Here is a 13,691-nt window from a genome sequence, read left to right as displayed (position 1 = left end):
TTGTTTCTCATGGCAACTTGATTGTTTGTTCTTGATGATCGTTCTTCGCGCTCTCTCCAGTGAGACCTTTCAGGCCGCCGGACGCGTTCATGTTCCGGAAACGCGGCCGCCCAGCGTACGGCAGATTCTTTCCACCCCCTCAATCAGCAGTTTCCGGGGACAGGCAATGTTCAGGCGGATGAAACAGCCCTCCGATTCCCCGTACATTTCCCCGCCGTTGACGAGCACCCGTCCCTCTTCCTCCAGCAAACGGACAATTTCCGCGGAGGAAAGCCCCAGCGCGGAGCAATCTATCCAGACCAGGTACGTTCCCTCCAGCGGCAGCACGCGGAGCTGCGGCAGGCGTTCGCCCAGCATGTCCCGGAGCGTCTCGTAATTCCCGTAAAGGTAAAGCTTCAGCTCCTCCAGCCAGTCCTCTCCGCCGTTGTAGGCCGCTTCCAGAGCATCCACGGCGAAGGAATTGACATCGCACACCTCGTTGATGTTGATGGCCTTGTCAATCTTCCTCCGAACCTCCTCATCCGCCGCGACGATATTGGCGATCTGGATGCCCGCCAGATTAAAGGCCTTGCTGGGGGAAATGCAGGTGACGGAATGGAGCAGGGCCTCCTCCGAAAGGGAGGCGAACGGCATGTAGGGATGGCCGGGATACGTCAGCTCGCAATGAATCTCATCCGCCACCACCAGCACGCCGTTTCTCCGGCAGATATCCGCGATCTTCTCCAGCTCCGGCCTCATCCAGACGCGCCCGGCGGGATTGTGGGGATTGCACAGGAGCAGGAGCTTGACGGCGGGATCCGCCGCCTTCTGCTCCAGGTCCTCCGCGTCAAGCGCGTACCTCCCGTTCTCGTACTTCAGCGGGCTGGTTTCCGCCACGCACCCGTTATTGCGGATGGAGGAAAAAAAGCAATTGTACACGGGCGTCTGCACCAGCACCTTGTCCCCCGGAGCCGTCAGGGCCCGGATGATGGCGGACAGCGCGGGCACCACCCCCGTGGTGTAAATAATCCACTCCGGACTGATCTTCCAGCCGTGGCGGCGTTCAAACCAGTTCATGACCGCCTCATAATAGGAATCCGGAACCCGCGTGTAGCCGAAAATGCCGTGTTCGGCCCTCTTCCGGATGGCTTCCGTCACCGCCGGAGCCGTGCGGAAATCCATGTCCGCCACCCACATGGGCAGAATGTCCGCCCGGGGCATGGAATCCCACTTGTAGGAATTCGTTCCCCGGCGCGGCACAACGGTGTCAAAATCGTACTTCATGCTGCTTCTCCCGACTGCGTTTTTCCCGTTTCAATGGAGCAGTTGGCCGGAGCCTTGCAATGCTCGTCCAAAATAACCTCCCCGTACTCTTCCGCCACGATGCGTCCGCTGCGCGGGTTCTTGACGCTGTGCACGCGCCCCTTGATTTCCGCCTGCACGGAGGAATATTCAAAACAAAGGTCCGCATCCTCCCCGAACGTGCAGTTTTCCAGCACCAGGTTCTCCGCGTAGCACAATGCCTGCGTGCCGGAAATACGGCAATTCACCAGGCGGAGGTTTTTGGAATGCCAGCCCAGGTATTCCCCGTCCACCACGGAATCGTACACCGTCACGTCCTCCGTATTCCAGAAGGCGTCCTTGGAATGAATCTCCGCATTCCGGATCACCACATTCCTGCAATACTGGAAGGAGTAGTTCCCGTTCAGCCGGAAACCGTCAATGTCCATATTCTCCCCGTGCATGAACAGGTAATCCCCGTGCTCCGCCTGTACGTTGCGCAGCTCCGCGTTCCGGCAGTGCCAGCAGCATTCCAGGGCGTCCGTCAGGACCACGTTCTCCAGAACCATCCCGTCCATGTCCCGGAACATCTTGGGGGCTTCCACCCGCGTATCCTTCATGCGCAGGTTCCGGGAATACCAGATGGCGGCTCGGGCGCCTTCCCTGAACAGGCAATTCTCAATCAGCAAGCCGTCGTTGTGCCAGAAAGGGTACTTCCCCCGGAACTCGCACCGTACGGCTTCAATGTCGGAGCATTCCTTCAGGGCGGACTCTCCCGGATAAATCGTGACGTCTTCCAGCCTCAGATGATGGGAGGCAAACAAGGGGCGCTCCCCCTCGTAGGAAGTATTCTTAATCATTTTCTTGGTCATGGTGATGGGTTGGTAAAATGTTCTTTTGGAATTCATCATATGCGTTTAAGCGGCGGCAATCGGCATCCGGAAAAGGAAGACCGGGAAAAAGACGGGGAGCGGCATTCTCCGCATTCCCGGCCTTCTTCTTTCTTCCTTCAGGCTATTCCTTATAGTAACTGTAATGCAAAGGATTTTTAGCATTTTCTCGTTCATCATTTGTAATGTATTCATAATTAATAAATATTAACTGTCATAAAGATCATTTCATGAACCGTGAAATCATGAAAACAACTTCATTTTTCAGGTTCCCGGCACGATATTCCCTTTCTGTACGCCATGGCGGCCGCAGGGGAAAGCGCGCGCCCTTTCCCGGCGGAATCTTCCGGAGGCGTTCTCCTCACCAGCGCGATGCTCCCCAGGATGATGAACAGCCCGGCCATCCGCGCCCACGTCATCCCTTCCCCTCCCGCCGCGCACCCCAGGACGACGGCCACCAGGGGGTTCACATAGGCGTGCGTGCCTACTTCCGCCGCCGGACGAACCTTCAGCAGCCAGATATAGCTGGTGTACGCCAGGACGGAGCCGAACAGCACCAGATAAAGGAGTGACAGCCACGCGGAAGCAGGAACTTCCTCCCAATCCATGTTCTCCGGCTCCTTCCGGACGAGGGCCCAGCACCAGAACATCACCCCCGCCGCGAGCATTTGCCACGCCGCCCCGCCCACATTGTTGACCGCCTCCTCCGCGCAGGAACGGTACTTGGCGTACAGCGTCCCCAAAGCCCAGGAAACGCAGCCGAAAACCAGCAGCAGGATACCGTGCGCGCCCTGGCCGCCCCCTTCCTCCCGTCCAAGCTGCTCCGCGAACAAAAGGCCTACTCCCAGGAATCCGGCCGCTATCCCCGCCAAAACGGAAATGCTCCGGAAATTCCTGCGCCACATGGGAACATCCAGCGCGATAATCCAGATGGCCGTGGACGATGCGATGATCGCCACCAGGCTGCTGCTCAAATACTGCTGGGCCAGCATGACGACGGCCATATCCACGAAAAGGAGGATAATGCCGCTGACGGCGGACTTCCGGACCAGGGGACCCCGGAAAATATCCTCCCCCCTTGCCCGCCCGGCCAGCAGCAGAAGGAGCCCCGCCGTGCAGAAGCGCATTCCGCCCAGCAGAAACGGAGGGAACCCCTGCAGCGCCGTCCCGATAAAATAATAGGTGGACCCCCACACCACGTAAATCATCAGATACGCGGTGATGACTCCCAGCCGGCCCGGCGGCTCCGTGATTGGATAAACAGCCATTGGAAAACCTCCATGAACTCTTTACTTGTTAAAAGGAGCCGCCTTCCTTCCGGGGAAAACCGGAGTCTTCCGGAACAACCGGAGCCTTTTCCCGTACGTCAGCATGCGCCAGCCCCATTCCAGGGGGCCGAACAGGCAGAACTTCAGCCAGACGCGGCTGAACAGCGCCTGGAACAGGAAGACGGAGGCAGCTACCAGTTCCACCTGCGCCAGCCCCAGCCGGGCCCCCAGGCGGAAGCCTATTCCGTAAAACAGGACGATGCCCAGCACGGACTGCCCGATGTAATTGGTCAGCGCCATCCGCCCGGGAGCCGCCAGCGCCCGGAACAAGGAAGCGTCTTTCCGGCGAAGGAACCACAGGCAGAAAACGGACACATACGCCAGGCTGAGGGGAATAACGCTGACGGCATACAGGAAGGCCCCGGCCACGGGCCCGCCGCCCAGCAGGTGAAGCGCATGGGCGGCGTACAGGAAGGAAAGGGGCAGCCCCGCCAGAAAACCGCAGCGGCATACCCTCTTCAACAGCGTCCGCCGCCTCTCCAGATTCGCATAAATTCCGTTCCTTCCCACATACAGCCCCAGCAGGAACAAGCCCAGCACCTTGAAGACGCGGTTGCTCTCCAGCAGCTCCTGGACGCGGATGAACGCCCCGGACAGGGTGAACTTCAGAACGTCGGAATAATGTTCCCCGTCCACCAGCCATCTGCCGAAATTCGCGTCCGTAATCCCGCTGAGGCCGTTGAAATACCGTACTGCGCCCCCCACCGGGGCGGCGAGGTCAAACCGGTAGCCTGAAAAAACCTTCAGGGCATCCATGAGAACGGGGCAGAAAACAAGCGCGGCGGCAATCGCCAGCAGCTTTCTGTCCGGCACATTCCGGAACAGCGGCAGCAGCAGGCCGGCCAGCGCATACAGAAGCAGGATGTCCCCGCTCCACAGGAGCATCAGGTGCAGCAGCCCGATCAGGGCCAGAAGGCCCATCCTGCGGTAAAAAACGGCGATGCCGTCGCGCCCCTTCTCCATGGAATGGGACATCATGATGGAAAAGCCGATGCCGAACAACAGGGAAAACAGGCTGTAAAACTTGCCGTCAATAAACACGTACTGGAGGAAGCGGACCACCCGGTCGATTCCGGCGGTGGGCATGGCGGAAACAACCTCCGGACTCTGGAACGTGTACAGGGAAAACTCTGGAAAATTCGCCAGGCAGATGCCGAAAAGCGCCAGTCCCCTCAAGGCGTCCAGAATCACGGAACGCTCCCGCGTGCTGACGGGTCCCATCCTGTCAACGGGAGGCATCCGCCCCTCCTTTCCCATCTCCGGGCACTGCAACGCACGTATTCAATAAATATTTTATTTTCATATCATTACAAAAAGCCTCATGTATCTTTAATATCTTTTCTCCCAAAAAAATGAGGCAACAGGCCCCTGCCCGGGAAAAACAGCCTTCTCCCGATTCCTTAAAAAAGGAACGCTGCCCCATCCCGGAGAACCGGGATAAAAACCTGCCGGACAAACCGGAAGGTCAGCGTTTCACGTCAATGGTCACGCGGATCTTTCCGGAAACATCCAGCGCCTTCATCCCTTCCCCGTCCACGCTCCCCAGAATCACCAGGCCGCGGGACGGCTCGAAGGCCTTCCTGAAAATGCACAAATTGCCCCACGGGGCGTAATAGGCGATGGCCCCCCGGAAGGGCTTCCCCATGGCCGGAGCCCCGGCAGTGGACAACTTGCCGGGCAGAGGGCTGATCTTCTCGGTATCGCCGTAATCCTCCAGCGTCAGCGTCAGGGGAAGCCGGGCCACGAAATCCCTGGCGGCGGCATTGTCCTGAAGAGTGGCGGCAATTTCCTTTTCTCCTGCTTTAATCGTAATATTCATGGTGTTCGGGGATGGCTGGGGAGTCTCCGGCTCCGCGGCGCAACAGGGGGCAAGGAAAGCCCCTGCCGCGTACAAATATGGTAATAATTTTTTCATCGTCTATATTTTAATAGGAATGGCTGCCCGGCAGGATTGAACGGGACCGGGAATCCCCGCGAAGAAAGAAAAAACGGCTGCCGGCCTTCTCCGGCAACGGAAGGCGCACCACAGGCAGGGGAGAAGCCGGAAACATTGCCGGAGCTTTTCTTCCCGCGGCGCCCTCATCCCCACCCGGGAAATCGGACGCCGCGGGAAGCTGTCTCACCTATCCTCGCTGGGCGCAAAAAACATTCTATATGAAATCCGGTTGATATTATTCCATGGGCGGTTTTACGGCTGATCTTCTTTAGTGGGGAAAAAGGCTCAAACCCCTATCCCCATGATTCTGGCCTGCTTCATGGCCGGATTGCCCTTGATGCCGCCCATCTTCCAGGCCCCGGTGCCGTAAACCACGCCTTTCTCCACCGCCCCTTCCAGGCAGTCCAGAAAACCGCGGAAGCACTCCACGGTGCGCTCCATATTGGCCCGGTTATCTTCCGCCGCGGCCAGAATGAAATAAAACTCCTTGTCACGGATGTCCAGATAACGGGGAACCGTGCGGTCGATAAACGTCTTCATCTGGCCGCACAGCGTATAAAAATACACGGGAGTGGCCAGCACGATGGCATCCGCTTCCAGCAGCTTGTCCAGCAACTCTTCCATATCGTCCTTCTGGAGGCAGGCGTGGGTGTCATGGCACACGCCGCAGCCGCGGCAATAGCCGATGCGCTTCTCCGCCAGGCGCACCTTCTCCACGTCATGCCCTGCGCCCCGCGCCCCTTTCATGAACTCATCGCACAGGAGGTCGGAATTGCCGCCCTTGCGCGGACTGGAGGAAATGATTAAAATCTTCTTGCTCATGGTACAAGCTCCCCGGCTTACAGATAAGACTTCCGGTAAATGGAAACGCAATCCTCCACGGACAGCTCCGCGCGGTCGCACTGGAACAGGAACCCCATGGTTTCCCGCGCATTGTGAGCCATTTTCCCGAACTCCTCCGGCGCAATGCCGTAATCGCTCATGCGCAGGCCGCTTACGCCGCAATCCCGTTGCAGCCTGTCCAGCATGGTGATGAAATCCATGGGGTCCGCCGCCTCCGGCATTCCCATGGCCTGCGCCATGCGGACAAAGCGTTCATCCGACACATGCCGTTCAATCAGGTGCGTAAAATACGCCTTGCTGATCATGATGAGGCCGGCCCCGTGGGGCAGCCCCTGATGGTAGGCGGACAAGGCATGCTCCAGGGAATGCTCGCTGGTGCAGCGGCCCACGCACATCACGTAGCCGGACAGGGTATTGCCGAAGGCCACATGGGTACGGGCCTTCAGGTCGGAGCCGTCGGCCACCGCCCTGGGCAGGTAGCGGCTGATATGCTTAATGGCCTCCAGGGCGTACATGTCGCTCATCAGGTTCGTGCCGTTGGAAACGTAGCCCTCCACGCTGTGGAACAGGGCGTCAAAGCCCTGGAAGGCCGTGAACAGCGGAGGAACGGTAAGCATCAGCTCCGGGTCCACGATGGAAAGCGCCGGAAACAGGTCCGGATGGACAAAGCCCGTCTTTTCATGCGTTTTCTCGTTCGTGATGACAGTGCCCGCGTCCGCCTCCGATCCGGTGCCGGCGGTGGTGGTAATGGCAACGATCGGCAGGGGCCTGTTGGAAACCGGCTTCCCCTTCCCCGTGCCGGAGGGAATGTAATCCCAGTAATCGCCGTCATTCACTGCGATCAGCGCGATGGACTTGGCGGCGTCCATGCAGCTCCCTCCGCCCAGGGCGATGATGAAATCGCAGCCATGTTCCCGGGCGAACCGGCCTCCGGCATTGACGGTTGAATTCAGGGGATTGGGTTCCACTCGGTCAAAGACGGCGCAGGCGATTCCGGCCTTGTCCAGTTGCCCCGTGAGGCGGTCCAGATAACCGTTGGCCCGGGTGGACTTCCCGTTGGAAATGACGATCATGGCCTTGCGGCCCGGCAATGCTTCCACATGCAGGTTATCCAGTTGCCCGGCCCCGAAAAGAAGCCGGGTGGGCACATGCATGAGAAAGGCGGAATGGGTATGGTTTGACATGATGACAGGTTGGTTTAACGGCCGCTTCCCGGACTCCCGGAACACTCGTCCGGAAACGGGAAGCAACACACTACCTATCATCTAAAAGGTTACACCTGCTCTAATGAAAGAAAAATCTTAAAAATAATTTTATCTTCATTTCAAATAACTTATTACCAAATATTTCCGACACAAAAAAAATAATTAACCCCTGCCGTTTCCTCCTCAAAAAAGAGCCGATTTCTATTCATTCCCCCACCGCCACGGAGAAACTCCGCAACAATGGAAGCTCATCCGGACTCCGGTTCCCCACTGGAACCTTTCATGCTTTCGCAAGCCGTTTCAACCGGGGGAAAACGGACCCGGCTTCATCAAACGCAGTCCCTGTTTATTTCCGGGAGCGGCGCCACAAAAAACCGCTCAGGAACTCCGGCCAGGGTCCGGCTTACGGCCTTATGGAACAGGAAGACTTGGATGCCTGCAAATCGGAATTGTCCATTTCTACGGCCAGCCAGAACACGCCGACGGCCAACAGGCCGAAAGCACAAGCCCCCGCGACGGAAAGAACGGTCATCACCATCTTCTGCCGTTCCGCCTTTGCCCTGCATTGAAGGACCAGCGTTTGCACTGCGCCGCAGACTGCCCCCAGGCGGCCGCGCCATCCTTCTTCCCCGGAGGGCTGTCTTTTGGGATGCAGGTCGGACCTCATCATCACGGAATACGGGAACGGCTCCGGCTTCATCATGGAAATGTCCAAAGGCATGTACTTCATGACTTCTTTTTTAACGATATTCGTTAATCAGTCAACACATTTTTCACGGATTTAATTTACTTCTTTTTATCGACAATTCACGAAAATCGTGTATCATCAAGCCATGACACCGACAAAAGGGGACGTGAAAAACTGGCTGAAAGCCATCGGAAAGGACCGTGACTGGCTCGCCAGGGAATGCGGCACGGAGAAAGGAACGGTCAACAACTGGCTTTCCCCCTCCGGCCCCTTCCCCTCCAACGCCATTTTAAAAATCCACTCCCTGATGTCCCAATACGGGCCGGTTCAGCCGGAAAATGAGGCTATCCAGACCAACCGCCTTGTGCTGGAAATCACGGAGGAACGCATGAGGAACTATGAAAGGGCCGCCTCTGAAAAGGGAGTTCCCCTGCGCCAGTGGCTGACCGAGCTGGCGGATGAAGCGGCGGACGTGCGCCAGCTCCGGCCGGAACGAACTCCCTTCGTTCCGCTGGCGGAACAATTCCCGTCCCCTGGCAGGCGCGAATACAGCACGCAGATTGTCGGCAACATCGCCGCGGGCTCCCTTTCAGAAAGCGATACCGTCCCGTCCACCATTTACATGGAAAGGCCCCTGGGCAAAAACGAATACGTGGTCCGCGTGGAAGGAAAATCCATGGAACCCCTCATCCCGGACGGCGCGCTGGTGGTCATGCGGCGCCATACGGCCCCGCCCGTCCCGAAACCGGGCACTATCGTGGAATACAACGACGGCCGCGGAGTGACCCTGAAAAAACTGATCCGGAGGAAAAATGCGGAAACCGGAAAAACGGAATACCTGCTCCAGCCCCTCAATCCCGCGTTCAAGGATATTGCCCCCATGGAGGGAGGCAGCATCTCTGGAATATACGTGGAAACGCTCGCGAACTACCGCAAGGGGTAGCCTTCTGCCCCATCATACAGGAAAAGGCGCTCCCTGTCCCCCATCCACTCCCGCCTCTAAAGCCGTCTTCCCTCCCTGCCCGGCGGTGATTCCCCCTATTCCCCCTATTCCCCCTATTCCCCCTATTCCCCCTATTCCCCCTATTCCCCCTATTCCCCCTATTCCCCCTATAAAGCCCTATGATAAAGGACAATGGATGAAAGAACTTGCAGGGTGGAATGGTATTTGATTAGGTAACGCGAAAACTGCGCCTCCGGATGATTTCTCCCCTGTACGGGGCTATCCGTAGCGGGGAATGGGCTGATACGGCGGACACTCTCTCAAAACAAAACAAAAACAACATTAAAAAACAGCTTCTCCTATGTCGAACTCACAGAACTCTCCCATCCCACCCGGAAGTGAAAAACATCACTACCACATTCTTGACGGATTGCGCGGGGTGGCCGCCATTGTCGTCGTGTGGTTCCATATCTTTGAAGCATACGCCACCAGCCATGTGGACCAAATCATCAACCACGGCTACCTGGCCGTTGACTTCTTCTTCATGCTGTCCGGGTTCGTCATCGGTTACGCCTACGACAACCGCTGGAAAACGATGACGACCGGGGAATTCATCAAGCGCCGCCTCATACGCCTGCAGCCCATGGTGGCGATAGGAGCGGTCATCGGCGCGCTCATCTTTTATTTCCAGGGCTGTTCCGTATGGGATGTGTCCCAAGTCGCGGTCATCTCCCTGCTGGTCGCCACCTTCGTCAATGTCCTGCTGATTCCGTCGCCTCCCGGCCTTGAAATCCGGGGACTGGGAGAGATGTACCCGCTCAACGGGCCAAGCTGGTCGCTATTCTTTGAATACATCGGCAACCTTCTCTATGCGCTGTTCATCCGGAAACTCTCCACGCGTTCCCTGGCCGTGCTGGTGATCCTGGCCGGATGCGGCCTGGCTTCCTTCAGCTTTTGGGGACCCAATGGTGACATCTGCTCCGGCTTCGCCATGACCGGCACGGAATGGACAGGCGGCTCCCTGCGCCTGCTGTACTCCTTCTCCGCGGGGCTGCTTCTGTTCCGCCTGTTCAAGCCCGTCAACATCAAGGGTTCCTTCTGGCTATGCGGCATTTCCCTCGCCATCCTGCTGGCCGTTCCCCGGCTGGGGGGAGAAGACGCCTTCTGGATGAACAGCCTCTATGAAACCGTGTGCTTCGCGGTCTTCTTCCCCCTTATCCTCCTCTTTGGCGCTTCCGGAAAAATCACTGATCCCTATACGGATAAAATATGCCGGTTCCTGGGCAGAATCTCCTACCCCCTGTACATGGTGCACTACCCGTTCATCTACCTGTACTATGCGTGGGTGAAAAACGGAGACCTCTCCTTCTCTGAATCCCTCCCCGGCGCTCTGGCCGTCGTCATCGGAAGCATCCTGCTGGCTTGGCTCTGCCTGAAGTTCTACGATGAACCCGTCCGGAGCTTCCTGGCGAAGCATTTCCTGAAACGGAAAAATAACCGCAGCCTTGAACCTTCATCTTCCGTACTCCAAAAAAAGACGGACGGCTAAAAGCCGCCCGTCTGAATGCGAACCAATGTTCGCCTCTGTCGGTTGATGCGGACAGCCGCTTCAAGCGTTACTGCCCATCAGCCCAGAGCAGGCCATGACCGTTATTTACATCTGCCTCACGCTTGGACAGTTTGCGTGATGACAACTTTTTCATAGGCTTTAACTCCGGCCGCCGCATGGTTGCCATCCGTCGCAAGGATGAGCGAGCCATGCCGCGTTTCTTCCGCAGCTCCGGCTGATACGGTCACGACAGCGCCGTTCTTCCAATGCTCCGCACCTGCGTCCAGCCAGTCGGGCTTTGAAACCAGCGTCCATGCAGAACCGACGCCGGAATTCAGCGTCAACGAAGAGCTTCCCCCGGCAGAAGGCAGATCAATACCGGATAAAGGAGCATTCGAATTGCGCTCAACCCATTTGGAACGGGAATAGGGAAGCGGCTGCTTGCCGAGCCAGTCCCTCAGCTTGTTATCCTCCACGTGCGCTATGGCGGAATAAATTTCACTGTTGCCATGAAACAGCAATTGAGCCTCAGTGATGGCGTAACCCTGTGAGGCCGGCGTAGCAGCGATAAGCTTCAGTTCTCCCGAGGGCGTCACGTAATACACGTCCAGATACTGGTGACGGTAGGCATAAATGAGGCGTGCCATTTTAACATTGTAAAATTCCTCCGGCATATCCCATTCATAAACGCTCAGCACCCCCGGAGCCACGGCGGAATTCGAGAGCCTGGAATGATATTTCACCCGGAATTTGCGCAGAGCACTGTCGATTTGAAGACTGATATAAATGCCGGCGGCATTGCCTGTTTGCCGTATGGTATGGGCATAGGCATAATGATCTTCCGGAGGAGCGGTAAAATCCGCAAACGTGCATGAGCCCACCTCAAAAACGGCCCGTTCATCCGGAACGAAATTGATTTGTACAACGACCTTGTCCTTGCTCCACCATCCCCACGGGTTTCCGGTGCCTCCCACTTTTACTGGCCTTCCGTCGGCAGGCCTGGAGATATTGAACCCCATAGGCCCCTTCTGCTTAACCGTCGCGTTGAAGGCGCTTATCAGAGGTATGCAGGAACAAGCCGTCACCTTCGCGAGCATGCGCCCGGTTTCCAGTGCGTCGATGTTACGGGGCCGTTCAAAACCACAGCCCCGTTGAATGTTTCCACGCCTGCGTGCGTGTTGTTGCCGGTGTAAGTACCGGATGCGTCAGGAATAGCGGCGGCGGAATTCCAGGCCGTACGCTCTTCTTCCGTAAGATGCATCGTTGTATTCCCGGTATGTCCGGTTACTTCCTCCTGGGATGCCAGGGTGACTCCATTGAGAATATTAATAGTATTCATGGTTTTGTTTATTGTTGTTACTTGTAATGAAGTGGCATGACGACTCTGCTGCCTTCATATTCATGATGGTAACTCCAAAAACATTCTCGCTCGCGAAAAGCCTGCGGTCTTCCCGGATTTTGACAGCTTCAACGGTTAGATAGCTTCTATGGTGGTTTCCACAGGAGCCCCTTTTTCCAGCCGGGGCAACCGGAATCTGATCCAGCCATCCCCTGGTTTAACGTGTCCTCCATTTTCCGAATACACAGCAATCATTGCTGCCACTTCAAAAAAATCCTGTATCTGTTGCAGAAAAATAGCATCCTGCATGAAACGTTAAATCAGGCCCCCCGTCCAGGATTGTATGAACCCGTCCGGTTTGCTTGGATATTAATTATTACCGTCAACCTTCACTGAATTGACGAATTCGCTGAGCTTTCGGAAAAGTACGGTTAAATCTCTAACCGATGTTCCCTTAGACGTCTCTTCGCACTGCTGCAAACTCATGAGCCAGTTATTCAAAATCCCCATATATGATCAAGATTTTCTTAGATTTTCCTAGAATGATTAATGGATAATATATTTTTATAAAATACAAAATAACAAAGAAAAAAAAGCCATTGATACCCTATGATGTCTCTACTCAAAAATCACTAAATAGTCGATGTACTCTGATTCATTCCCTAGGAAAAAGTTGAGAGGTCGATATCGTCAACATATTCGCCCTCAAAAGAATGGACCTGTTTACACTCCCAGTTACCCTAAATTAGTTTTTCCAAAATTCGTTCAGGGCAGATCGTACTCTCAAGCACTACACTGGGGAAATTATATTGTATTGTTGTAAAAAATCTTCTATATTAGAGCAACGCGTTTCCGATGAAAATCCACCAATCTCAACCAAAGGATCATTTTCCTGAAGAAAATGTTGCAAAACCTTTTCTACGTTGGGCTGGAGGGAAAAGCTGGATAGTCAAGTATCTACGCCCTCTTTTGAGCGAATGTTCATTTGTCAACTATCATGAACCCTTCTTAGGAGGAGGTTCCGTATTTTTTTCTCTCACCCACCATGGTCGCATATTTTTATCTGATTCCAACCGAGAGCTTATTGAAACTTATCTCAGCATACGTGATAATGTTGATGAAATAATTTCCTTATTAAGGAAATATCCTAATGAAAAAGATTTTTATTATAATTTACGCGATTCATCTCCGCCCTCTCTGGTAGAAAAATCTGCACGGTTTATATACCTAAATCAAACGTCATTTAATGGTATATATCGTGTCAATCTTAAAGGAAAATATAATGTCCCTTATGGGTATAGGAATAAAATTGTTTTGAATGAAAATGTACTACGAAAAGCCAGCGCTAAATTACAAGGAGCTGAATTAATGTGTTGTGATTTCGAGTCAACACTTTCTCGCATTGAAAAAGGAGATCTTATTTTCATAGATCCTCCGTATACGATCTCACACAATAATAATGGATTTATTAAATACAATCAAAAGATTTTCTCATTAGAAGACCAATATCGTCTTAGTAATTTAATTGATAAAATTAAATTAAAGAAAGCTTTCTACGTGTTAACTAATGCCGCCCACAGTAAAATATCTGAAATATTTAACAAAGGCGATTTATTAATTCAAGTCAACCGAGCTAATTTACTTGGTGGAAAAAACGCTCAACGGGGACATGTAGACGAATTCTTATTTACTAATATTGTTAGATAAAAT

14 protein-coding genes are annotated in these 13,691 nt (G+C 54.8%); 3 read left to right on the top strand and 11 right to left on the bottom strand.

Going from position 1 to position 13,691, the window contains the following annotated elements:
* Positions 1–87: 87 nt before the first annotated feature.
* The 8 genes from CXU21_RS01995 to CXU21_RS01960 all read right to left on the bottom strand — a co-directional run bounded on the left by CXU21_RS01995 (position 88) and on the right by CXU21_RS01960 (position 8,183).
* Positions 88–1,263, bottom strand: coding sequence for a MalY/PatB family protein (locus CXU21_RS01995; RefSeq protein WP_102724860.1), 1,176 nt, complete (start codon positions 1,261–1,263; stop codon positions 88–90).
* The gene (locus tag CXU21_RS01990; protein ID WP_102711697.1) at positions 1,260–2,132 is read right to left on the bottom strand and encodes a DUF3737 family protein; all 873 of its coding nucleotides are present in this window, start codon (positions 2,130–2,132) and stop codon (positions 1,260–1,262) included. Before CXU21_RS01990 ends, CXU21_RS01995 begins: the two co-directional genes overlap by 4 nt.
* 275 nt (positions 2,133–2,407) lie before the next feature.
* A complete protein-coding gene (locus CXU21_RS01985) occupies positions 2,408–3,418 on the bottom strand; it encodes an EamA family transporter (protein WP_102724859.1) in 1,011 nt (336 codons plus the stop codon).
* Positions 3,419–3,439: 21 nt separating this feature from the next.
* Positions 3,440–4,699: a DUF418 domain-containing protein gene (locus tag CXU21_RS01980; RefSeq protein WP_219723145.1), complete on the bottom strand. Its 1,260-nt coding sequence runs from the start codon at positions 4,697–4,699 to the stop codon at positions 3,440–3,442.
* 244 nt (positions 4,700–4,943) lie between these two features.
* A complete protein-coding gene (locus CXU21_RS01975) occupies positions 4,944–5,297 on the bottom strand; it encodes a cyclophilin-like fold protein (protein WP_102725414.1) in 354 nt (117 codons plus the stop codon).
* Positions 5,298–5,699: 402 nt separating this feature from the next.
* On the bottom strand, positions 5,700–6,236 hold the full coding sequence (locus tag CXU21_RS01970; RefSeq protein WP_102711382.1) for a flavodoxin family protein: 537 nt from the start codon (positions 6,234–6,236) through the stop codon (positions 5,700–5,702).
* Positions 6,237–6,253: 17 nt separating this feature from the next.
* The gene (locus tag CXU21_RS01965) at positions 6,254–7,441 is read right to left on the bottom strand and encodes an iron-containing alcohol dehydrogenase (RefSeq protein WP_257997341.1); all 1,188 of its coding nucleotides are present in this window, start codon (positions 7,439–7,441) and stop codon (positions 6,254–6,256) included.
* Between the two features lie 424 nt (positions 7,442–7,865).
* Complete coding sequence (locus tag CXU21_RS01960) at positions 7,866–8,183, bottom strand: hypothetical protein (RefSeq protein WP_146016911.1); 318 nt, start codon at positions 8,181–8,183, stop codon at positions 7,866–7,868.
* Positions 8,184–8,295: 112 nt separating this feature from the next.
* Between CXU21_RS01960 and CXU21_RS01955 the strand changes: the two genes are divergently transcribed.
* Positions 8,296–9,093 carry a LexA family protein gene (locus CXU21_RS01955; protein WP_102724857.1) on the top strand — a complete coding sequence of 266 codons (798 nt, stop codon included), beginning with the start codon at positions 8,296–8,298 and terminating at the stop codon, positions 9,091–9,093.
* Positions 9,094–9,454: 361 nt separating this feature from the next.
* The gene (locus tag CXU21_RS01945) at positions 9,455–10,642 is read left to right on the top strand and encodes an acyltransferase family protein (RefSeq protein WP_102724855.1); all 1,188 of its coding nucleotides are present in this window, start codon (positions 9,455–9,457) and stop codon (positions 10,640–10,642) included.
* 116 nt (positions 10,643–10,758) lie between these two features.
* Here CXU21_RS01945 and CXU21_RS01940 read toward each other — a convergent pair whose 3' ends face one another.
* The 3 genes from CXU21_RS01940 to CXU21_RS12275 form a co-directional block, all read right to left on the bottom strand.
* Positions 10,759–11,739 carry a BACON domain-containing protein gene (locus CXU21_RS01940; RefSeq protein WP_146016910.1) on the bottom strand — a complete coding sequence of 327 codons (981 nt, stop codon included), beginning with the start codon at positions 11,737–11,739 and terminating at the stop codon, positions 10,759–10,761.
* Complete coding sequence (locus tag CXU21_RS12280) at positions 11,724–11,981, bottom strand: hypothetical protein (protein WP_180972583.1); 258 nt, start codon at positions 11,979–11,981, stop codon at positions 11,724–11,726. Before CXU21_RS12280 ends, CXU21_RS01940 begins: the two co-directional genes overlap by 16 nt.
* A 135-nt stretch (positions 11,982–12,116) precedes the next feature.
* Entirely contained in the window at positions 12,117–12,290 is a 174-nt protein-coding gene (locus tag CXU21_RS12275; protein WP_180972582.1) for a hypothetical protein, read from the bottom strand.
* A gap of 546 nt (positions 12,291–12,836) precedes the next feature.
* Between CXU21_RS12275 and CXU21_RS01935 the strand changes: the two genes are divergently transcribed.
* On the top strand, positions 12,837–13,688 hold the full coding sequence (locus tag CXU21_RS01935) for a DNA adenine methylase (protein WP_102724853.1): 852 nt from the start codon (positions 12,837–12,839) through the stop codon (positions 13,686–13,688).
* The last annotated feature ends 3 nt before the right edge of the window (positions 13,689–13,691 follow it).

The sequence above is a fragment of the Akkermansia muciniphila genome (assembly GCF_002884975.1).
GTDB lineage: Bacteria > Verrucomicrobiota > Verrucomicrobiia > Verrucomicrobiales > Akkermansiaceae > Akkermansia > Akkermansia muciniphila_C.
The sequence above is the reverse complement of the archived record's forward strand: the minus strand, read 5'-3'. Positions and strand labels throughout refer to the sequence as shown.

Bases quoted from the DNA above. Each gene is read 5' to 3' on its own strand.
- CXU21_RS01940 (WP_146016910.1), bottom strand. From the start codon at position 11,739: ATGCTCGCGAAGGTGACGGCTTGTTCCTGCATACCTCTGATAAGCGCC.
- CXU21_RS01955 (WP_102724857.1), top strand. From the start codon at position 8,296: ATGACACCGACAAAAGGGGACGTGAAAAACTGGCTGAAAGCCATCGGA.
- CXU21_RS01980 (WP_219723145.1), bottom strand. From the start codon at position 4,699: ATGGGACCCGTCAGCACGCGGGAGCGTTCCGTGATTCTGGACGCCTTG.
- CXU21_RS01965 (WP_257997341.1), bottom strand. From the start codon at position 7,441: ATGTCAAACCATACCCATTCCGCCTTTCTCATGCATGTGCCCACCCGG.
- CXU21_RS01960 (WP_146016911.1), bottom strand. From the start codon at position 8,183: ATGCCTTTGGACATTTCCATGATGAAGCCGGAGCCGTTCCCGTATTCC.
- CXU21_RS12280 (WP_180972583.1), bottom strand. From the start codon at position 11,981: ATGAATACTATTAATATTCTCAATGGAGTCACCCTGGCATCCCAGGAG.
- CXU21_RS01935 (WP_102724853.1), top strand. From the start codon at position 12,837: ATGAAAATCCACCAATCTCAACCAAAGGATCATTTTCCTGAAGAAAAT.
- CXU21_RS01990 (WP_102711697.1), bottom strand. From the start codon at position 2,132: ATGACCAAGAAAATGATTAAGAATACTTCCTACGAGGGGGAGCGCCCC.
- CXU21_RS01945 (WP_102724855.1), top strand. From the start codon at position 9,455: ATGTCGAACTCACAGAACTCTCCCATCCCACCCGGAAGTGAAAAACAT.
- CXU21_RS01970 (WP_102711382.1), bottom strand. From the start codon at position 6,236: ATGAGCAAGAAGATTTTAATCATTTCCTCCAGTCCGCGCAAGGGCGGC.
- CXU21_RS01975 (WP_102725414.1), bottom strand. From the start codon at position 5,297: ATGAATATTACGATTAAAGCAGGAGAAAAGGAAATTGCCGCCACTCTT.
- CXU21_RS01995 (WP_102724860.1), bottom strand. From the start codon at position 1,263: ATGAAGTACGATTTTGACACCGTTGTGCCGCGCCGGGGAACGAATTCC.
- CXU21_RS12275 (WP_180972582.1), bottom strand. From the start codon at position 12,290: ATGCAGGATGCTATTTTTCTGCAACAGATACAGGATTTTTTTGAAGTG.
- CXU21_RS01985 (WP_102724859.1), bottom strand. From the start codon at position 3,418: ATGGCTGTTTATCCAATCACGGAGCCGCCGGGCCGGCTGGGAGTCATC.